This window comes from Nocardioides dilutus, from assembly GCF_054779555.1.
Genome location: NZ_BAAGYA010000002.1, coordinates 322,254 through 341,479, shown reverse-complemented (window position 1 = coordinate 341,479; position 19,226 = coordinate 322,254). Strand labels below are relative to the sequence as shown.

The 19,226-nt window shown below is 72.0% G+C and carries 22 protein-coding genes and 1 tRNA gene; 2 read left to right on the top strand and 21 right to left on the bottom strand.

From position 1 onward, the window contains the following. Positions 1 to 6: 6 nt before the first annotated feature. The gene (locus ACYVC6_RS11220) at positions 7 to 786 is read right to left on the bottom strand and encodes a TSUP family transporter (RefSeq protein WP_460714000.1); all 780 of its coding nucleotides are present in this window, start codon (positions 784 to 786) and stop codon (positions 7 to 9) included. 55 nt (positions 787 to 841) lie between these two features. On the opposite strand from ACYVC6_RS11220, the gene ACYVC6_RS11215 reads away from it, so the two are divergent. Next, positions 842 to 2,149 carry a hypothetical protein gene (locus ACYVC6_RS11215; RefSeq protein WP_460713999.1) on the top strand — a complete coding sequence of 436 codons (1,308 nt, stop codon included), beginning with the start codon at positions 842 to 844 and terminating at the stop codon, positions 2,147 to 2,149. On the opposite strand, the gene ACYVC6_RS11210 is transcribed toward ACYVC6_RS11215, so the two are convergent. From ACYVC6_RS11210 to ACYVC6_RS11175, 8 genes are all read right to left on the bottom strand, one after another. Beyond that, on the bottom strand, positions 2,146 to 4,176 hold the full coding sequence (locus ACYVC6_RS11210) for a vWA domain-containing protein (protein ID WP_460713997.1): 2,031 nt from the start codon (positions 4,174 to 4,176) through the stop codon (positions 2,146 to 2,148). The two genes, ACYVC6_RS11215 and ACYVC6_RS11210, sit on opposite strands and share 4 nt — an antisense overlap. After that, positions 4,169 to 5,560 (bottom strand): magnesium chelatase, encoded by a 1,392-nt coding sequence (locus tag ACYVC6_RS11205; protein WP_460713995.1) that lies wholly within the window; start codon positions 5,558 to 5,560, stop codon positions 4,169 to 4,171. Before ACYVC6_RS11205 ends, ACYVC6_RS11210 begins: the two co-directional genes overlap by 8 nt. Before the next feature lie 54 nt (positions 5,561 to 5,614). Next, positions 5,615 to 6,040, bottom strand: coding sequence for a VOC family protein (locus ACYVC6_RS11200; protein ID WP_460713993.1), 426 nt, complete (start codon positions 6,038 to 6,040; stop codon positions 5,615 to 5,617). A 59-nt stretch (positions 6,041 to 6,099) separates the two neighbouring features. After that, the gene (locus ACYVC6_RS11195; protein ID WP_460713991.1) at positions 6,100 to 6,903 is read right to left on the bottom strand and encodes an enoyl-CoA hydratase; all 804 of its coding nucleotides are present in this window, start codon (positions 6,901 to 6,903) and stop codon (positions 6,100 to 6,102) included. Between the two features lie 2 nt (positions 6,904 to 6,905). Then, positions 6,906 to 8,120 carry a lipid-transfer protein gene (locus ACYVC6_RS11190; protein WP_460713989.1) on the bottom strand — a complete coding sequence of 405 codons (1,215 nt, stop codon included), beginning with the start codon at positions 8,118 to 8,120 and terminating at the stop codon, positions 6,906 to 6,908. Continuing rightward, positions 8,117 to 8,578 (bottom strand): Zn-ribbon domain-containing OB-fold protein, encoded by a 462-nt coding sequence (locus tag ACYVC6_RS11185; RefSeq protein ID WP_460713987.1) that lies wholly within the window; start codon positions 8,576 to 8,578, stop codon positions 8,117 to 8,119. Before ACYVC6_RS11185 ends, ACYVC6_RS11190 begins: the two co-directional genes overlap by 4 nt. A 78-nt stretch (positions 8,579 to 8,656) precedes the next feature. Next, positions 8,657 to 9,205 (bottom strand): hypothetical protein, encoded by a 549-nt coding sequence (locus tag ACYVC6_RS11180; RefSeq protein ID WP_460713985.1) that lies wholly within the window; start codon positions 9,203 to 9,205, stop codon positions 8,657 to 8,659. A 103-nt stretch (positions 9,206 to 9,308) separates the two neighbouring features. Continuing rightward, the gene (locus ACYVC6_RS11175; protein ID WP_460713983.1) at positions 9,309 to 10,700 is read right to left on the bottom strand and encodes a cystathionine beta-synthase; all 1,392 of its coding nucleotides are present in this window, start codon (positions 10,698 to 10,700) and stop codon (positions 9,309 to 9,311) included. Between the two features lie 41 nt (positions 10,701 to 10,741). Here ACYVC6_RS11175 and ACYVC6_RS11170 point away from each other — a divergent pair, with 41 nt between their 5' ends. After that, the gene (locus ACYVC6_RS11170) at positions 10,742 to 11,773 is read left to right on the top strand and encodes an SGNH/GDSL hydrolase family protein (protein WP_460713981.1); all 1,032 of its coding nucleotides are present in this window, start codon (positions 10,742 to 10,744) and stop codon (positions 11,771 to 11,773) included. Between the two features lie 69 nt (positions 11,774 to 11,842). On the opposite strand, the gene ACYVC6_RS11165 is transcribed toward ACYVC6_RS11170, so the two are convergent. The 12 genes from ACYVC6_RS11165 to ACYVC6_RS11110 form a co-directional block, all read right to left on the bottom strand. Continuing rightward, on the bottom strand, positions 11,843 to 12,703 hold the full coding sequence (locus ACYVC6_RS11165) for a Bax inhibitor-1/YccA family protein (protein ID WP_460713978.1): 861 nt from the start codon (positions 12,701 to 12,703) through the stop codon (positions 11,843 to 11,845). A gap of 136 nt (positions 12,704 to 12,839) precedes the next feature. Beyond that, positions 12,840 to 13,526, bottom strand: a complete 687-nt coding sequence (locus ACYVC6_RS11160) for a class I SAM-dependent methyltransferase (protein ID WP_460713977.1) — start codon at positions 13,524 to 13,526, stop codon at positions 12,840 to 12,842. 46 nt (positions 13,527 to 13,572) lie between these two features. Next, a tRNA-Leu gene (locus ACYVC6_RS11155) sits at positions 13,573 to 13,646 on the bottom strand. Positions 13,647 to 13,680: 34 nt separating this feature from the next. Next, positions 13,681 to 14,397 carry a GAF and ANTAR domain-containing protein gene (locus ACYVC6_RS11150; RefSeq protein ID WP_460713975.1) on the bottom strand — a complete coding sequence of 239 codons (717 nt, stop codon included), beginning with the start codon at positions 14,395 to 14,397 and terminating at the stop codon, positions 13,681 to 13,683. A gap of 31 nt (positions 14,398 to 14,428) precedes the next feature. Further along, complete coding sequence (locus ACYVC6_RS11145; RefSeq protein WP_460713973.1) at positions 14,429 to 15,148, bottom strand: GAF and ANTAR domain-containing protein; 720 nt, start codon at positions 15,146 to 15,148, stop codon at positions 14,429 to 14,431. 49 nt (positions 15,149 to 15,197) lie between these two features. Next, positions 15,198 to 15,752, bottom strand: a complete 555-nt coding sequence (gene def, locus ACYVC6_RS11140) for a peptide deformylase (RefSeq protein ID WP_460713971.1) — start codon at positions 15,750 to 15,752, stop codon at positions 15,198 to 15,200. Further along, on the bottom strand, positions 15,749 to 16,267 hold the full coding sequence (locus ACYVC6_RS11135; protein ID WP_460713969.1) for a glycine cleavage system transcriptional repressor: 519 nt from the start codon (positions 16,265 to 16,267) through the stop codon (positions 15,749 to 15,751). The genes def and ACYVC6_RS11135 overlap by 4 nt, the downstream gene beginning before the upstream one ends. Then, the gene (locus ACYVC6_RS11130; protein ID WP_460713967.1) at positions 16,264 to 17,013 is read right to left on the bottom strand and encodes a uracil-DNA glycosylase; all 750 of its coding nucleotides are present in this window, start codon (positions 17,011 to 17,013) and stop codon (positions 16,264 to 16,266) included. Before ACYVC6_RS11130 ends, ACYVC6_RS11135 begins: the two co-directional genes overlap by 4 nt. Further along, positions 16,964 to 17,197, bottom strand: coding sequence for a hypothetical protein (locus tag ACYVC6_RS11125; RefSeq protein WP_460713965.1), 234 nt, complete (start codon positions 17,195 to 17,197; stop codon positions 16,964 to 16,966). Before ACYVC6_RS11125 ends, ACYVC6_RS11130 begins: the two co-directional genes overlap by 50 nt. Before the next feature lie 42 nt (positions 17,198 to 17,239). After that, positions 17,240 to 18,139: a Ppx/GppA phosphatase family protein gene (locus ACYVC6_RS11120; RefSeq protein WP_460713963.1), complete on the bottom strand. Its 900-nt coding sequence runs from the start codon at positions 18,137 to 18,139 to the stop codon at positions 17,240 to 17,242. Next, entirely contained in the window at positions 18,136 to 18,651 is a 516-nt protein-coding gene (locus tag ACYVC6_RS11115) for a DUF501 domain-containing protein (RefSeq protein ID WP_460713961.1), read from the bottom strand. The genes ACYVC6_RS11120 and ACYVC6_RS11115 overlap by 4 nt, the downstream gene beginning before the upstream one ends. Next, positions 18,648 to 19,226, bottom strand: a complete 579-nt coding sequence (locus tag ACYVC6_RS11110) for an FtsB family cell division protein (RefSeq protein WP_460713959.1) — start codon at positions 19,224 to 19,226, stop codon at positions 18,648 to 18,650. Before ACYVC6_RS11110 ends, ACYVC6_RS11115 begins: the two co-directional genes overlap by 4 nt.

The following is a 19,226-nucleotide window of genomic DNA, read 5'->3' as shown; positions in this document are numbered from 1 at the left end:
GGCTAGTCACCACACGCCCAGGACGTCGCCGCCGATCCTCACGATGAACGCCGACACCACGACCACGAAGAACACCCGCACGAACCGGGCGCCCCTGGAGACCGCCACCCGGGCGCCGACGTATCCGCCGAGCAGGTTGCCGACGCCCATCAGCAGCCCGACCTTCCAGAGCACGGCGCCCTGTGGGACGAAGATCACCAGTGCGCCGAGGTTGGTGGCCCAGTTGGCCATCCGCGCCTTGGCCGAGGCGTCGAGGAACGAGTAGCCGAGCAGCGCGACCAGCGACAGGACCAGGAAGCTGCCGGTGCCCGGCCCCATCGCGCCGTCGTAGAACCCGATCGCGAAGCCGACCAGCATCGCGGTGGTCAGGTGGCGCCCACCGGAATGGCGCAGCACGGTCTCGGAGCCGAGGTCGGGCTTGAGCAGGACGTAGCCACCGACTGCGACCAGGACGACCAGGACGATCGGCTCGAACGCCTCGCGCGGGATCTGCGAGGCCACGAGCGCACCCAGGACGGCACCGGCGAACGCCAGCAGCATCAGCGGCAGGAAGGTGCGCGGGTCGGGCCGGACCCGGCGGTAGTAGGTCACCGAGCTGACCGAGGTCCCGCAGATCGAGGCGAGCTTGTTGGTGGCCAGGATCTGCACGGGGGCGGCGTTCGGCAGCCCGAGCAGCAGCGCCGGCAGCTGGATCAGCCCGCCGCCGCCGACCACCGCGTCCACGAACCCGGCTGTAACAGCTGCCAGCACGAGGAGTGCGAGGACGGTCAGGGTCGGGTCGTCCACCCGGCCACCCTAAGGAGCCGCGAACCAAAGTCGTCGAGGGAGCATCCTAGAGAGCATGAGACTCCTCGCCGTGCTGTCCGTCGTCGCACCGGTCGCCCTCCTGGGTGGCCAGCCGGCGCCGTCGTACGCCGCCGCCCCGCTGTGCCAAGGACAGGCGCCGTCCATCGTCGGCGCCCCCGGCAACCCGGTCGTGGGCACCGCAGGAGACGACGTGATCGTCAGCGAAGGCGCCACCGATGTCGACGCTCTGGCCGGCAACGACCTGATCTGCGTGACACTCGACGCCTACTCGGTCGCCGTCGATGCAGGCCCTGGCGACGACACGGTCGACTCGACAGGCGCCCTCTCGATCGTGAACGCCATCCTCGGCGAAGGAGCGGACAGTCTCATCGGAGGCAGCGGGCGCGACAACGTCTACGCCGCGGGCGCCGAGGCGGCGGTCGACACGATCGCGACCGGAGGAGGCTCCGACTTCGCCCTCATCGGCCGAAGCGGCCTCCCCATGTCCGACGTCGTGGACATGGGGCCGGGGATCGACACCCTCCACCTCAATGGGTTGCCGGGAACGGGAACCATGAACATGGGCGGCGGCCACGACAGCGTCCATCTCTCAGACCTGTCAGGGGCTGAGTGGACCATCGACAACCAGCGACAAGAGATCGTGGCGGACGGTCAAGCCACGACGCTGACCGGCGCACGCGACTTCTTCGTCGGGGAAGCCCGCTGGGCAAGACTCACGTTCGTCGGTGGGGCCCGCCGCGAGCAGCTCTCCACGGTGGACTACAACAGCCGACGGCACCCGAGCGCCAACCAGGGCTCCAGTGTCGTCGCCGAGATGGGTGGCGGCGACGACGTCATCTTCGTCAGGTCGGACCAGGTCGACGTCCTGCACGGCGGGAAGGACGACGACACGGTCAATGTCGGAGTCCTGCCGGGCGACGGGGTCGTGGAGGGTGTCGTCCGGGCTGACCTCAGAGTCGGCTCGGTCCGCTTCGACGATGGCCGAAAGGCGAAAGTCACGTCGTTCTCACACGTGGGCCTCACCGGCTTCGACCGCTTTCGGGTCACACTCGGCGATGGTGCTGACGTTTTGACCTTGGTCGGCTGCCGGGCCGTGGTCCACGCCGGAGGCGGCGGCGACCGCGTTCGCCTCTATCCCAGCCGCTACCTGAGCTCGGATGCCACCTGCAGTGGAAAGGTCAGCACCCACTCCCTCCGTGCCTACGGCGAGGGCGGCGACGACAAGCTGCGTGGCGCCGCGGGCGACGACGTGCTCATCGGCGGTCCCGGAGACGACAAGGCCTACGGTTCCTTGGGCGTCGACGTCTGCAGCGCGGAGACCCGCGGGGGGTGCGAGCGCTAGTCGCCGACCCAGAACCCGCGGCCGCCGAACCAGTCGCCGTAGCCGCCGAACCCGGAGCGGTACGCCGTGCGCGAGCCGAGGTAGGAGCCCACGACCGCGGCGCCCAGGTCGTCGAGCTCGGGTGCGACGACCCGCCCCTCGACCCGGGCCGCCATCGAGTCGATGAAGCGTGCCAGTCCCGGGTCCTCGCCCAGCCGGAAGAACGTCGTCTGGGCGCCGAGGCGGCGGGCGTTGTCGAGCTCACGCACGGCGTAGGCCACCGTCAGCGCGGAGGGCGGGTAGGCGAAGTAGACCTCGCCGTCCGGCTCGAGGTGTGAGGTCGGCTCGCCGTCGGTGACGATCAGCAGCACGGGCTGGGCGCTGGGATGCTTGCGGAAGTGGCGGTTGGCGAGCAGCAGCGCGTGGTGGAGGTTGGTGCCCTTGTCCCACTTGGAGTCGAGCGCGGTCAGCTGCTCGATCTCCATGGTCTCGGCGTAGCGGCCGAACCCGATGAGCTGGAGCGCGTCGCCGCGGAAGCGCGACCGGATCAGCGTGTGCAGCGCGAGCGCGGTGCGCTTCATCGGCACCCAGCGGCCGTCCATCGCCATCGAGAACGACGTGTCGACGAGCAGGGCCACGCACGCCTGGGTGCGGGCCTCGGTCTCCTGGACCTCGACGTCCTCGATGCTGAGCTGGGCTCCTGACGGGTCGCCGGCCCGGCGTACGACGCCGTTGAGGATCGTGCGCGGGACGTGCCACGGCTCGGTGTCGCCGAACTCCCACGTGCGGGTGGCGCCCGACAGCTCACCCGCGGCGCCCGCCCGACGGAGCTCCCGCTGGCCCTGCCGACCGGACATCTTGTCGGCGACGTCGCGCAGCAGGGCCTTGCCGAGCTGGCGCATCGCCTTGGGGGTGAGCCGCAGGTTGCCGTCCGTGCCGCGCTCGAGGGTGCCGCTGTCGCGCAGCGCCTTCTCGAGCTGCTGAAGAGTGCGCGCGTCGACCGCGGACTGCTCGCCGAGCTGGCGGGCGAGCTTGTCGAGGTCGAGGTCGTCCATCCGGGCCCCGCCGTAGGACTGGCTGAGCTGTTCGGCAAGGTCGTCGAGGTCGGCGAGGTCTTGGAACACACCGGTCCCGTCACCGAGGCCGAGCCCGTCCTCGCCGTCCATCCGCTCCGAGCCGCCCCAGTCCTCGCCGGGCCGGAGGGACTGGAGGTTGGCGTCGAGCCGTGAGAGCGAGTCCATCAGCGCCGGTGAGCCGAACGCCTGCTGCGACAACGCCATCAGCTCGGCGCGCTGCTCGGCGCTCATCGAGTTGAGCATCCGCTGGGCCGCGGCCGCACGCTGGGCCATCGCGTCGAGGAGCTCGTCGATGTTCTGCGGGTTCTCCGGGAAGAAGTCCCCGTGCTTGTCCATGAACTGCTCGAAGTCGTCCTGGGTGTCCTCGCCGCGCTGGTGCTTCTCGAGCAGCTCGTTGAGGTCCTCGAGCATCGCGTTGATGGCGGCCCGGTCCTCGTCGGTGGCGTTCTCCAGCGCCTGCTTCATGCCGGCGAAGCGCTGATCCAGGAGCTCGCGGCCCAGCAGGTCCTTGATCTGCTCGTAGGCCTCGCGCGCCTCACGGCTCTGCCAGTCGTACGCCGACAGCTCGCTCACCGCCGCGGCGACGTTGGGCGGCAGGCCCTCCAGCTGCATCTCCCGCAGCGCGCGGTCGCCGTCGTCCATCTCGACGTCGCGGGCCAGCTGCTTGCGCTCCTCGAGCACGGCCTTGTCGAGCAGCTCGCGGATCTCCTGGAGGGTGCCGTCGAGGTTGTGCCGCTGGGTGAGCTCGCGGCGCCGCTCGGCGACCCGGCGGGCGAGGTCGTCGAGCCCGGCCTGGTCGCGGCCGCCGCGGCGCAGGAACTCCCGCATCGCCCGCTCCGGCGAGTAGCCCGCCATCACGTCCTCGCCGATCGCCTCCACGGCCTCGCGCAGGTCGACCGGGGGCGCCAGCGGGTCGCCGCCCGCGTAGCGGCCGTAACGGGACCCCCTGCGAGAGGTGTGGAGATTAGCCATAGACCGTTTCTCCGCCGCCGGACTCCTTGCTGATCCTGCGCGCCAGGTAGAGGCCCTCGAGGGCCAGCTCGATGGCGCCGGCCCGCTGGCCGTCGTTGGTCGCGCCCAGGCGGTCGCAGACCTCGTCGTAGAGCTCGGACTCCCCCAGCACGGGGAGGCCCGCGAGGAAGTCGCGGGCGGTGACCTGCTCGCCCGTGGTCACCATCAAGCCGCTCTCGATGGCGTCGACCAGGAGGGAGAAGTCGAGGCCCCGGAAGTGCTGGCGCACGGTCTCGGCGGTCGCGGTGCGGAGCAGGTGGGTGAGCACCTCGGCCTCGCGGCCCTCCTCACCGGTCTCGAACTCGATCTTGCCGCCGAGGACGTCGACCGCCGTCTCGAGGTCGACGACCCGGGCCACGGCCTCGGCCTCACCCTGGGAGGTGGCCCGGTGGAGGGCCGCGGCGGCCACGGTCTCGGCGCCGGCGATCGCGAACCGCGCGCTGACGCCCGAGCGCTGGTCGACGGCGGTCGACTCGCGCAGGTGGCGGGTGAACCTCGCCAGGATCTCGACCAGGTGGTCCGGGACCTCGGCGACCAGGTGGGCCTCCTGACGGATCACCGAGACCTCGTCGGGGAGCTCGGTCGGGTAGTGCGTGCGGATCTCCGCGCCGAACCGGTCCTTGAGCGGCGTGATGATCCGACCGCGGTTGGTGTAGTCCTCGGGGTTGGCGCTGGCGACGACGAGCACGTCGAGGGGCAACCGCAGCACGTAGCCGCGGATCTGGATGTCCCGCTCCTCCATCACGTTGAGCATCGCGACCTGGATGCGCTCGGCCAGGTCGGGCAGCTCGTTGATGGCGACGATGCCGCGGTGGGAGCGCGGGATCAGCCCGAAGTGGATCGTCTCGGGGTCGCCCAGCGAGCGCCCCTCGGCCACCTTCATCGGGTCGACGTCGCCGATCAGGTCGGCGACGCTGGTGTCGGGGGTCGCGAGCTTCTCGGCGTAGCGCTCGTCGCGGTGGCGCCACTCGACGGGCAGCTCGTCACCAAGCTCGGCGGCGCGCCGCTGCGAGACGTGGGTGATCGGCTCGAAGGGGTGCTCCCCCAGCTCGGCCCCGGCGATCACCGGCGTCCACTCGTCGAGCAGCCCGACCAGCGTGCGCAGCAGCCGGGTCTTGCCCTGGCCCCGCTCGCCGAGCAGGACGACGTCGTGGCCCGCGATCAGGGCGCGCTCGAGCTGCGGGATGACCGTGTCCTCGAAGCCGTGCAGGCCCGGCCAGGGGTCACGCCCCTCGCGCAGGGCGGCGAGCAGGTTGTCGCGGATCTCGGTGCGCAGCGTCTTGGCGACGTGTCCCGCGGCACGGAGCTCGCCGACGGTCGAGGCAGTGGGGGCGGCTGAGGTCACCTCTCCACGCTACTCAGCGCGGCAACAACGAGCCCTCGGCGATGTGGTGCTGGGCTAGCCCGGGGCGCCGGCGATGTTGACCAGCCAGTTGACGCCGAACTTGTCCTTGACCTGTCCGAACTCGTCGCCCCAGGGCGCCTTCTCCAGCGGCACGTCGATGTGGCCGCCCTCGGCGAGCTTGGCGAAGTAGCCGCGGAGGACGTCGCCGTCATCGCCCTCGCCGCTCAGGCTGATGTGACCGTTGGGCGTGGTCTCCGAGTCTCCCGGAGGCGGGTCGGAGGCCATCAGGGTGAATCCCTGGTCGGTGGTCAGCTGCGCGTGCATGACGCCGTCCGGAGGGATCGGGTTGCCCTCGTGCTCGCCGGCACCCATATCGCCGAAGGTCGTCAGTGTGAGCTCACCGCCGAAGACGTCCTTGTAGAACTCGATCGCCTCCCGGGCATTGCCCTGGAACGTCAGGTAGGGGTTGAGGATGGCCATGTCGTCTCCTTCGTCGGTGGAGTCTCGGACGCTAGTCAGACCCGCCGACACCGGGAAGGTCATCGGTCGTCGGTGAACCTCGGCTCGCGCCCCTCCCGGCGGGCGAGAGTGGCCTCCTCGAAGTTGCTGGTGAGCAGCCGAAGATAGAGCTGTCCGATACCCTCGCTGGGCAGGTAGGTCTCCAGCGAGCTCGCGGCGATGCCGGCCTGGAGCGACTTCTTGGTCAGCTCGATGCCCGGCTGCGAGAACGCCGCGATGCGCCGTCCCATCTCGACCCCGGCTGCGACCACGTCGTCGTGGACCGACGACACCAGCCCCACCCGCTCGGCCTCCTCGGCGCCCATGTCGCGACCGGTGAGCATCAGGTCGGCGGCCCGGGTCGAGCCGATCGCCCGTGGCAGCAGGTAGCTCAGGCCGAGCTCGCTGGCGGTGAGCCCGTTGTTGATGCCGGCCGCGCGGAAGTACGCCGCCGGCGCGGCGATCCGCAGGTCGCAGGCGAGCGCCAGGCACAGCCCGCCACCGATCGCGGCGCCGTTGACGGCCGCGACCACCGGCTGGTGCAGGCGGCGCAGCGTCAGGACGACGTCCTCGAGCATCTCCATCGCCCGCAGGGCGTAGGTCGGGCGGGTCACCCCGGTGGCGCCCGGCGGGACGCCTGCGGACTCCTGGTCGGCGCCGGAGCAGAAGCCCGCGCCGGCGCCGGTCAGCACGACCGCACGGATCTCGTTGTCCTGGCCGATCTCGGCGAGTGCGTCGCGCAGCGGGACCATCACGTCGAAGGCCATCGCGTTCATCCGCTCGGGACGGTTGAGCGTGACGACGGCGACCTGCGGGTCAGGCCGGTCGACCAGGACGAAGGACATGCTCAGACGCTCAGGATGACCGACGAGCCGTGGCCGAACAGGCCCTGGTTGGCGGTGATGCCGACCCTGGCGTCCTCCACCTGCCGGCCCTCGGCCTGGCCGCGCAGCTGCCAGGTCACCTCGCACACCTGGGCCAGCGCCTGGGCCGGGACGGCCTCGCCGAAGCAGGCCAGACCACCCGAAGGGTTGACCGGGATCCGGCCACCCAGCGTGGTGTCGCCGGCGCGGAGCAGGGCCTCGGCCTCGCCGCTTTTGCACAGCGCGAGGTCCTCCATCCAGTCGAGCTCGAGGGCGGTGGACAGGTCGTAGACCTCGGCCAGGCTCACGTCCTCCGGACCGATACCGGCCTCCTCGTACGCCGCGTGCGCGATCGACTGCTTGAACGTCCGCTCGGGCTGCACCCCTCCCCCTGAATCAGGCATGCGGGCGTCGGTCGAGAGGTTGGGCATGTCCATGACCGTGTTGGGGAACGTCGGCGTCACCGTGGAGATGGCGTTGATCCGCACCGGGCTGTCGAGACCGCGCCGCTTGGCGTAGTCGGCACTGGCGATGACCACCGCGGCCGCGCCGTCGGAGGTCGCGCAGATGTCGAGCAGGTGCAGCGGGTCGGCGACGACGGCGCTGCCGAGCACGTCCTCGACGCCGACCTCCTTGCGGTAGCGCGCGTTGGGGTTGGCCAGCCCGTGCCTGGCGTTCTTGACCTTGACCCGGGCGAAGTCCTCCTGGGTCGCGCCGTAGAGGTCCATCCGGCGCCGCGCGTAGAGCGCGAAGTAGCCCGGGTTGGTCATGCCGAGCAGCCGGAAGCGCAGCCAGTCGGGGTCGTCCCACCGCTCGCCGGCGTTGGGCGCGAGGAAGCCCTTGGGCGTGGTGTCGGCGCCCACCACCAGCGCGACCTCGCTCAACCCGGCGAGGATCCGCGCCCGGGCGGTGTCGAGGGCCTGGGCGCCGGTCGCGCACGCGGCGTAGGACGTCGCGACCCGGGCGCCGTTCCACCCGAGCGCCTGGGCGAACGTCGCGCCGGCGACGTAGCCGCCGTAGCCGTTGCGCACGGTCTCGCCGCCGACGACCAGGTCGACGTCGGTCCAGGCAACGGCGGCGTCGGCCAGCGCGGCCCGGGCGGCGACCACGCCGTAGTCGGTGAACGGCCGGCCCCACTTGCCCCAGGGGTGCATGCCCACGCCGAGCACGGCGACGTCGTTGGATCCCGGGCTGCTCACTGGTCGGCCTCCTCGCCCAGCTCGGTCACGGGCTTCCAGCGCCAGATCAGCAGGTCGTCGCCGTCGTCGTCCCGGTTGAGCGTCTCGACCACCAGCTCGACCTCGGCGCCCACCCGCAGGTCGCGGACCCCGTAGCCGTCGGCGACCTGGCCCAGCACGGTGATCCCCTCGGCGAGCTCGACCGCGGCCAGCGCGAACGGCTTGTAGGGGTCGGTCCGCGCGACGTAGGGCGCCGGCGGCTGGTACTGCGCGTCGGTGTAGCTCCACACCGAGCCGCGCCGGGACAGCTCGACGGTGTCGAAGTCCTCGCCCGCACACGCCGGGTTGCGGCAGAAGCCGGCCCGGTCGGCCGGCAGCGGCGGGAAGTACGTCGTAGTGCACGTCGTGCACCGCGACCCCAGCAGCGCCGGTGCGTCGCCGGTGGTGAACCAGCCGTCGATCGCCGGTCTGGCGCTCATCTCGTCTCCTGCCGCCCGAAACTAGAACGTGTTCTCACTCTAGCGCCAGGAGCGGGTCAGCCGGCAGTCAGTCGGTGATCAACCAGCGCTCCCCAGTGTGTGCACCAGGCAGCCGTCGGTGCCGTAGTCGATCACCAGGGTCAGCGCCCGGAACGTGCTCCCGTCGCCGTCGACCTGGTCGGAGACCAGCACGGCGTCGTAGGTCTCAGGGAACGAGCCGTCGTCATAGCTCAGCACCAGCGACCGGCCGTCGAACTCCCAGTCGCCGGGCCCGTAGGCGGTGCCGCTCATGTTGTCCGCCTTGCGCGTCCCGTCCCAGCGGCCGTCCTCGCTGAGCTCGAGGGTGCCGCTGGTGTAGGCGAAGGCGTTGTCGCCCTCGTAGAACCAGACGGTGTTGATGTAGCCCCACGACCCGACCAGGTCGTCCTCGGGGAGCTCCTCAGCGATGTCCAGCGCCTCGCAGCCGGAGATCCCGTTGCCGGCGAAGATGCCCGGCAGGCTGGACTCGCTGCTCGGCGCCTCCCCGGCTCGGTCGGGTGCGGAGGTCTTCGGGTCGTCGTCGGCGGCGCAGCCCGTCGTCAGGGCCAGCGTGGCGATCAGCCCCAGTGCGAGATTCCTGACAAGCATCGCGTGCCTCCCGGTGTCCGTCCGAGACTGCCGACTTCGACGTCGGGCCAGGCTAGTTGGCTCCCGGCCCGCCCCACGATGGCCCGATCGGGCCCCTCGCCACCTAGCCCGCGACGGCAAGGAACGCCAGCAGGTCCTGGCGGGTCAGCACGCCGATCGGCTTCCCGTCCTCCTGGACCAGCACCGCGTCGGCGTGCTCGAGCAGGGCGACCGCGTCGCGGGCGTCCTCGGTGGACCCGATGGTCGGCAACGGCGGTGACATGTGGTCCTCGACCCGGTCGGTCAGCTTGGCGGTGCCGGCGTAGAGGGCGTCGAGCAGCGCCCGGTCGGAGACGGAGCCCGCGACCTCGGCCGCCACGATGGGCGGCTCGGCGCGGACGACAGGCATCTGCGAGACGGCGTACTCCTGCAGGATGGCGACTGCCTCGGCGATGGTCTCGTTGGGGTGGGTGTGCACCAGGTCGGGCAGCCGCCCGTCCTTGCCGCGCAGCACCTCGCCGACGGTCTGGGAGGAGTCGCGGGAGGCCTCGGTCGGGAAGCCGTACTGCGCCAGCCACTCGTCGTTGAAGACCTTGGTCAGGTAGCCACGGCCGGAGTCGGGAAGCAGCACGACGATGACGGCGTCGGTGCGCCCGGCGTCGGCGAGCTCATGGGCCAGCTGCTTCGCCGCGAACGCCGCCATCCCGGACGAGCCGCCGACCAGCATCGCCTCCTCCCGAGCCAGCCGGCGGGTGAACGCGAACGAGTCGGCGTCCGACACCTCGATGACCCGGTCGGCGATGCTGCGGTCGTAGGTCTCCGGCCAGAAGTCCTCACCCACGCCCTCGACGAGGTAGGGGCGTCCGGTGCCGCCGGAGTAGACCGAGCCGGCCGGATCGGCACCGATCACCTGGATCTCCGGGTTCTGCTCCTTGAGGTAGCGGCCGACCCCGGTGATCGTGCCGCCGGTGCCCATGCCGGTGACGAAGTGCGTGATCCGACCGTCGGTCTGCTCCCAGATCTCCGGCCCGGTGGTCTCGTAGTGGGAGCGCGGGTTGTTGGGGTTGGAGTATTGGTCCGGCTTCCACGCCCCCGGCTGCGAGGCGAGCTTGTCGGAGACGTTGTAGTAGGAGTCGGGGTGCTCGGGAGCGACGGCGGTGGGGCACACGACGACCTCCGCGCCGTAGGCCTTCAGCACGTTGCGCTTGTCCTCGCTGACCTTGTCGGGGCAGACGAAGACGCACTTGTAGCCGCGCGCCTGGGCGACCATCGCGAGCCCCACCCCGGTGTTGCCCGAGGTCGGCTCGACGATCGTGCCGCCCGGCTGGAGCTCGCCGGAGGCCTCGGCCGCGTCGATCATCCGCGTCGCGATCCGGTCCTTCACCGAGCCGCCCGGGTTGAGGTATTCGACCTTCGCCAGGACCAGGGGCCCGGCACCGTCCAGGTCGAGGCTCCGCGAGAGGCGCACGAGCGGGGTGTTGCCGATCAGGTCCAGCAGGGAGTTGGCGTACTGCACCCACCCAACCTACGGCCTCACCCCTCCGTAGCATGGGGGACGTGGGGAAGGCAGCGGCGGCACGCAGGCTCGCGGCCGCGGCGGCCTACGGCGGCGGCGGTCTGACCGCGCTGGGGGCCAGCATCTACGGCGTGCTCAGGGCTGAGGCCGAGCTCGCGAAGAAGACGATCGGCGTGCGCCTCGAGGAGGATCCCCCGGACGCGACGGGCTGGTACGGCCGAGGCCGGCCCGGCCCGGCGATCAAGGTGGCGCTCCTCGGCGACTCCGGCGCGGCGGGCTACGGCGTCGAGCGGGTCGAGCAGACCCCGGGCGCGCTGCTGGCCAGCGGCCTCGCCGAGCAGGCCGACCGCCGGGTCTACCTCCGCGAGTTCGCCGTGGTCGGTGCCGAGTCCTCCGACCTCGCGGCGCAGGTCGACCGCGCGCTCCCGATCGAGCCGGACGTCGCGGTGATCCTGATCGGCGCCAACGACGTCACCCACCAGGTGCGGCCGGCCACGTCGGTGCGGCACCTCTCCGAGGCCGTACGCCGGCTGCGCGACGCCGGGATCGCGGTGCTGGTCGGGACATGTCCCGACCTCGGCACCCTCAAGCCGATCGCGCCCCCGCTCAAGCAGGTGGCCCGAGCCTGGTCACGCCGGCTCGCGGCCGCCCAGACCATCGCCGTGCTCGAGAACGGCGGTCGCACGGTGTCACTGGGCTCGATCCTGGGCCCCGAGTTCGCCGCCGCGCCCGCCCTGTTGTTCGGCCCCGACCAGTTCCACCCCTCCGCCGCCGGCTACCGCTCGCTGGTCGGCGTGCTGCTGCCCTCGTGCCTGGCTGCTCTCGGCCTCGCCGAGGACGAGGCGGCCGGTCCGGCCCCCGGCGAAGGGGTGCTGCCGATCGCCGATGCCGCGGTCCAGGCCGTCCGGACGCCCGGCACCGAGCTCGACGGCACGGAGGTCGGCGGGCGGCGGCTCGGCGTACGCGGCCTGTGGGTCGAGCTGCGCCACCGCCGGCGTCAGCAGACCGAGGAGGCCCAGGCACCCGAGGCGGCCGAGGGCACACCCGCGGCGGCCGAGCCCGTCCAGGAGTGACGACAGCCCCCGGTCCCGAGGACCGAGGGCTGCCGGAGCTGCAGTGAGCCGAGCCGGCTCAGTTGTCGCTCAGTTGTCGCTGAAGATGGCCAGCAGGCGCAGCAGGTTGGTGTAGATCCAGACCAGAGACACGGTCATCGCGAACGCCGCGCGCCACGACTCCTGCTCGGGGATCTGGTTGCGGACGCCCTGCTCGACGAAGTCGAAGTCGAGGATCAGCATGAAGACGCCGAGCACCAGGCCGGCGATGGCGGTGAGCATGCCGAGACCGCCGAAGCCGAAGAGGCCGAACGAGTCGCCGAACATCCCGAGCACGAGCTCCATCAGGCTCAGCCCGATCATGCCGAAGACGGCACCGATCACGAACATCCGGAACTTCGAGCCGACCTTGATGTCGAAGATCTTGTAGGCCGCGAGCGTGCCTGCGAACGCCGCGAACGTGCCGATGACGGCCTGGACGACCAGGTTGCCGCTCGACGACGTCGAGAACATGCTGTCGATGAGCTTGCTGAAGGCACCGAGCGCGACACCCTCGAAGACGCAGAAGAGCAGCACCAGGGCGGGGCTGACCACGCGCTTGAACGAGTTGACCATCGACAGGGCGAAGGCGCCGAGGCTGCCGATCATCAGCGCCGCGTAGAGCGAGCCGAGCGTGGCCTCGCTGTCGCGAAGGTCAGGGGTGACGATCCAGGTGGCGGCCGCGGTGATGATCACCACGCCCAGGGCGATCGCGGTCTTCTGCACGACCGAGTCGATCGTCATGGGGGCGCCGACGCGGCTGTCCGGCGTGGTCCACGGACCCTGGCCGCCCACCGGGGTCTGGCCGTAGCCCGTGGTGGGCATCCCGCCGCCGGCGTAGGTCTGGTTGCCGTAGGTGTTCGCCGAGTTGAACTCCTCCGAGCGGCGGAACACCGGGTTGTTGCTCTGCATCTGAAACTCCTCCTTGGAGGCGCGGGGCGCACGTCGCGGTGACGGGTCGCCGATGTGGCCGAGTCTACGGGCCACACCTGGTCGAACGCGGCGACCAGCCCCAGCGTTCCTGCCGAACCTGTGAGTTGGCTGAGACTCAGCGGCGCACGGCCCTCACCACCGTGTCGGTGAGGGTGATGCCGTCGCCGTCGGCGTTGGTGATCTCGCGGGTCTGGCCCTCGGCGACGGCGACGTCCCAGGCGTCCGCGGCGAGCCGGGCCACCACCTGCTCCGGGGTGAAGAGGAGGTGTGCCAGGGCCGGGTTGCGCAGGCCGGTCGACGCGTCGGCCGGGTGGTGACCCACCACCAGCAGCGTCCCGCCCTGGCGGACGGCACCGGCCATCGCGTCGAAGGTCTGGGCGAACAGGTTCAGCGGCGGGTGCAGGTAGGACGCCGTGACCAGGTCCATCCCGCCGGGCAGCGGCTGACCGCCCACGACGTCGACCCGGGCCCAGGTGGTGCGGTCCGACACGCCGAGCTCGGCGGCGTGCTCCGCGGCCCTGTCCAGGGCGACCTGCGAGACGTCGACGCCCGCGGCGAGCCAGCCCTGCTGGGCCAGCCACACCACGTCGGCGCCCTCGCCGCACCCGACGTCCAGGGCCCGCCCGGGCGTGAGCCCGGAGACCTGCTCGACGAGCCGCTGGTTGGGCTTCCCCGACCAGACCCGGGTCGCGCCGGCGTACTTCTCGTCCCAGAACTCCTGGGTGAACATCTCCGCCTCGTCGCGGTGGTGGTCGGGGTGCGCTGAGTGGTCGTGGTGGTCGTGGTGGTCGTGGTCGTTCATGACACCGAGTCTGGCGCTTCAGGTCGACCTGAAGGCAAGAGAGGCGTGCCCCCGGTGGGGCTCGAACCCACACTGGGTCGCTTTTAAGGCGACTTCCTCTGCCGGTTGGGATACGGGGGCAGGGTCAAGTGTGGGCCACCGCCGCCGCCCCCGGTCAGCCGGCAGGCGGACGACTCAGCCCCTCGGTCAGCACCTCGCCGGCGATGTCCACGAGGCGACGCCGGCCGGAGCGGGCGCGCGTGCGCATGATCTCGAAGGCCTCGTCGACGGTGACGCCCTGCATCCGCGCGAGGGCGCCCTTGGCCTGCTCGATGACGATGCGGGTGTTGAGCGCGCTCTGGAGCTGCTCCGTCACGGCCTCCGCGCGGGCGATGGCCCGCTCCTGGAGGATGGCGATGGTGGCGATGTCGGCCAGGCCCTGGATCACCCGCTGCTCGTCGTCTCCGAGCGTGCCGCTCTGGGTGCTGAACGCGTTGATGGAGCCGATGACCGAGTCACGCAGCTTCATCGGGAAGGCGTGCACCGCGACGTAGCCGGCCTCGAGCGACGCCGCCGCGAACACCGGCCAGCGGTCGCCGGCGCCGGACAGGTCGGCGTCGACCACAGGCTCGCCGGACACGTAGCAGTCCAGGCACGGGCCTTCGCGGGTCTGCAGCTGCAGCAGCTCGAGCATCTCGACGGACTCGTCGGACGCCGCCATGAACCGCAGCTCACCCTCGTGGTCGGCCAGCATCAGCCCTACCGCGCTGGCGTCGCTGACCACGGCGACGTGCCTGGCGAGGCTCTGGAGGAAGAGCACGAGGTCGAAGTCGTCGACCAACGTGTCGGCGATCTCCACGAACAGGTCGGACAACTGGGCGGTCGAGATCATGTCGGGTCCTCGGTCGTGGGTGATTGTCAGCCTAGTCGCCGGGGACCGGACCGAGGCCGTCCCCGTGCTCGAGCCGGGTCCGTCCCGCGATGATGTCCCGAGCGACCTGGTCGAGGTCGGTGCCGCTCGCGTAGGCGTGGGCACGCATCCGGGCCAGTGCACCGGCCAGGTCGATCCCGAGATCGACCATGACCATGCCCTGGGCCTGGTAGACCTCCGTGCGGAACCGGAGCACTCCGGGGATCTGCGGACGGCGGCCGTCGACCAGAGCCGCGGTGGCCGTGTCGACGAAGCCCACGCACGCGTTGAGGGCGCTCGCGTCGAGGGCACTGGGCGAGGCGGCATAGAACGTGATGACCCCGAGGCGCACTGCCCCGATCTGGAGCGGGAAGGCGTACGCCGAACCGACGCCGGCACGATGGGCGGCCGCGGCATAGGCGGGCCAGCGCGCGAAGGCCGCCTCCATGTCCGAGGTCAGGACGGGGCGTCCCGTCGCGAAGGCGTCGCGACCCGGGCCCTCGCCGAGGTCGAACTGCAGTGCCTCGAGGCTGCGCGTCTCCCCGTCCGAGACTGCGGCCACGGCCTCCGACCCGGCGCCGGACATGAGGCTGATCGCCGTCCCGAGCAGGGACAACTGACGGGCCGCAGCGCGGCACACCCGGTCGAGCTCGACAGCGAGGGCTTCCTCGTCGGACGTTTCGATTGTCGGGGTCCCTCGCTCGCTGGCGTCCCTCGCGGGTGGTCCTGCCACTGGCAGGAGACCACCCACCCTACGCGCCTCGGCGACGCGTCTGACCTGGTCAGAGGTACGTCGACCTGGCGTGGATCGCGTGGGCCCCGGCGACCCGGTCGAGGAAGAGCAAGCCGGCGCAGTGGTCGATCTCGTGCTGGAGCGCGCGCGCCTCGAACGCGTCGGTCGTCAGCTCCACCTCCTCACCGGTCCCGGGCAGCCGGCCGCGGACGACGAGCCGGGTGGCCCGGCGTACGTCGCCGGTGAGGTCGGGGACGCTCATGCAGCCCTCACGGGCCCGCTCGTTGCGCGACGCCGACACGATCTCGGCGTTGCACAGCACGAAGGTGCCGTGGTGGGTGCGGGCCTTGGGGTGAGCCGAGACGTCGACACAGAACACCTGGCTGGACACCCCGACCTGCGGTGCGGCCAGCCCGACGCACCCGGGGCTCACGCGCATCGTCGCGACCAGGTCGGCCGCGAGCCGGACCACGTCAGCAGCGGTGGGGTCGACCGCCGTCGACGGGGCGCTGAGCACCGGGGCCGGGGCGCGGACGACCTCGAGCGTCCGGCCGACCACCCCGAGCTCAGCCTCGCTCCAGCGGGCGACGGCGTGGTCGCTCACAGCTCGTCGACGTCGACCCGGCGCAGCGTCGCCTGCACGCCGAGCCCCGAGGCCACCCGGTCGACCGCCGCCTCGAGCGCGCCCACGTCGACGCCGGCGGGGAGGTCGATCTCGGCCACCAGCAGGTAGAGGTCGCCGACCAGGCGCGTGGTCAGGTCGGTGATGTTGCCCTTGACCGCGGCCACCTCGGCGACGACCGCCGACACGATGCCGGCGCGGTCGCCCCCGTGGACCGTCAGCACCCAGGGCGAGCCTCCGGTCGGCGGGGTCGGCTCAGCCGGCACCTCGGCCACGGTGACCCGCAGCGACCGGTCGATGGTCAGCGACGCGAGGGCACCCTCGATGTCACGCGCCTGCGCCTCACCGGCGCAGATGAGCATCATCGCGAAGTGCCCGCGCAGCAGGGTCATCGTCGAGTCCTCGAGGTTGAGCCCGAGCTCGGCCAGCCGCGCGGTGGTCTCGGCGATGATCCCCGGGCGGTCCCGGCCGACGACCGTCACGGCGTAGACACTCACGTCCGCAGTCTCGCAGCACGCGCCAGCACGTCGTCCAGCATCGCCTCGGTCAGCCGGCCGGTGAACGTGTTCTGCTGGCTGGGGTGGTAGCAGCCGAGGAGACGGACCTCCCGGTCCACCGGCAGGCCCAGCCCCACCTCCGCGCCGTGGCCGAACCTCGGGCGCGGGACGGGAACGGTCGCGCCGACCCGGGCCAGTGCGGTCAGCGCCGCCTGCCAGCCGAACCCGCCAAGGGCCACGACGACGCGGACCCAGGGCAGCACGAGACCGAGCTCCGCGTCGAGCCACGGCGCGCAGGTGTCCCGCTCGGCCGGGCTCGGCCGGTTCTGCGGAGGGGCGCAACGCACCGCGGCCAACACCCGGGTGTCGGTCAGCTCGAGCCCGTCACCTGGGTGCGTGCTCGTCGGCTGGTTGGCCAGGCCCACCCGGTGCAGGCTCGCGAAGAGCCAGTCACCGGACCGGTCGCCGGTGAACACCCGGCCGGTCCGGTTGCCGCCGTGGGCGGCCGGCGCCAGGCCGACCACCAGGACCGCCGGGCGGTCGGCGCCGAACCCCGGGACGGGGCGGCCCCAGTAGGTCTCGTGCGCGTACGCCGCCCGCTTGACCCTGGCGACCTCCTCACGCCAGGCCACCAGGCGCGGACACGCCCGGCAGCGCGTGATCGCTGCGTCGAGCTCCGCGAGGTCGGCCCAGCCGTCAGCTGAGGGGCTGGCCGGCGGGAGTGCTGGGGCGGGCGGAGTCGTCATCGTGATCGCCATGATGACCCACCGTCTCCCGGGCCTTGCCCGCCGCGGCCTGGACCTTGGGGTTGCCCGCGAAACGGCGGGCACCGGCGACGATCTGCTCGTATCGCTGTCGGCCGGCGCGGGCACCGAGCACGTAGCCGGCTCCTGCGGCGACGAGCAGGGACAGCTTCTTGGGCTTGCTCATGGGTTCGCGGTGCCCAAGGCGCCGTGAGATCAAACAAGGCGGTCAGACGAGCGACCAGGCGATCCCGTCCAGGATGTCGGCCTCGGAGACGACCACGGTCGCCACGTGGGTGCGCCGCAGCACCCGGTCGAGGACCAGCACCCCGGCGCCGATGACGTCCGCGCGCCCCGGATGGAGCCAGGGCAGGTCGAGCCGGGCGGCGAGGGGCATCGCGAGCAGCCGCTCGGCGAGACGGTGCACGTCGGCGACGGAGAGCACCGCCTGGTCGACCAGTGCCCGGTCGTAGGCCGCCAGGTCGAGCACTCCGGCCGCGACCGTCGTCACGGTGCCGGCGACCCCGACGACGGTCGCCGCGTCGCCGAGCGGCACCGGCGACCGGTCGAGGTGGCCGTCGATGTCGGCAACGCAGGCCTGCACCTCGCCCGCGGTCGGTGGGTCGGAGTGGAGGTGTCGCTCGTGCTGGCGCACCGACCCGACGTCCAACGAGACCGCGGCCCGCGGGCCGCCGGAGGTCGTGCCCAGCACGAGCTCGGTCGAGCCGCCGCCGATGTCGACCACGAGGACCGGCTCGGCCGGGGTGGCGCGCAGGTTGCGGACCGCGCCGTCGAACGCCAGCGCGGCCTCCTCGTCGCCGGACACCACCTCGGGGTCGACGCCCAGCCTGGCGCGGACGCCGGCCACGAACTCGTCGGCGTTGTCGGCGTCCCGGCTGGCCGAGGTCGCACAGAACCGGAGCCGCTCGACCCCGTGGGCGGCGATCAGGGCGGCGTACTCGTCGATCGCGGCGAAGGTGCGCTCCAGCGCCTCGTCGGCCAGCCGCCCGGTGGCGTCCACGCCCTGCCCCAGGCGCACGATCCGCATCTCGCGCACGGCCACGTCGGGCAGGTCGCCGATGAGCAGCTTGATGGTGTTGGTGCCGCAGTCGATGGCGGCGACCTTCATGGCTCCACCTCGACGCACGGGCCCGCGGCCCACCAGTCACCCAGCAGGTCGAGCACCTCGTCGCCCAGCGGGTTGACTCCGCGACCCTGCGCCAGCGACTGGGCGGCGAGCACGTGCAGGCACTTGACCCGGTCGGGCATGCCGCCGGCCGAGATGCCCTCGATCTCGGGCACGTCCTGCCCCGCCGTGTCACCGAGCTCGGACCGGGCGGCGAGGTAGCGCGCGTGCGCCGCGGCGTACGCCCTGGCCAGCTCGGGGTCGGACGACAGCCGGGCCTCCATCTCCTTCATCAGGCCCGATCCCTCGAGGGTCCCGATCCGCGAGGCGGCGCGCGGGCAGGTGAGGTAGAAGGTCGTCGGGAACGGCGTGCCGGACGGCAGCCGCGGCAGCGTGGTCACCACGTCGGGCAGCCCGCAGGGGCACCGGTGTCCCACCTCGTGGATGGCGCGTGGCTCACGGCCGAGCTGCGCGCCGACCGCGAGCACGTCGGCGGGGTCGGGCGGACCGGTCACCCGGTCGACTCGTTCGACCCGTCGATCTCAGTGGCGGGCGGCTTGGCCGGCTTGGGCGGGTGGCCGGCCAGCTCGACCGACTCCCACGCGTCGGACCACCACGGGGTCGTGGTGGCGGTGAGCACCTCGGCCGGGTCGTCGAGGTCGGACTGGGGCCGCAGCGCGTTGCCGTCCTCGTCCAGGACGAGGTAGGTCTTCTCGCCGGGCATGACGTAGCCGAGCCGCGCGCGGGCCTGCTGCTCGATGTAGGCGGGGTCCGACCAGCGCTGCTTCTCGGCCTCCAGGGCGTCGATGTTGGTCTCGCGCTGGACGATCTGGGCCTTCAGGTCGTTGATGTGGGCGCGCTGCTGCAGGAACGCCTTCATCGACGACGCGTAGGACACCATCAGAACCGCCACGACCAGCACCAGGACCGCGGCCCGGCTGGTGAGCCGCGACCTCGGCTTCTCGGCCTCGGGCGCGAGTGCGGGCGCGAGCGGGCGGGCCGGGCCTGCGGCGCCGCGTCGTCCCGGGCCACTGCGCCGCCGCGGACCCGAGGGTCCGTGGCGGCGTCCGTGGCGGCGGGCGTCGGTCAT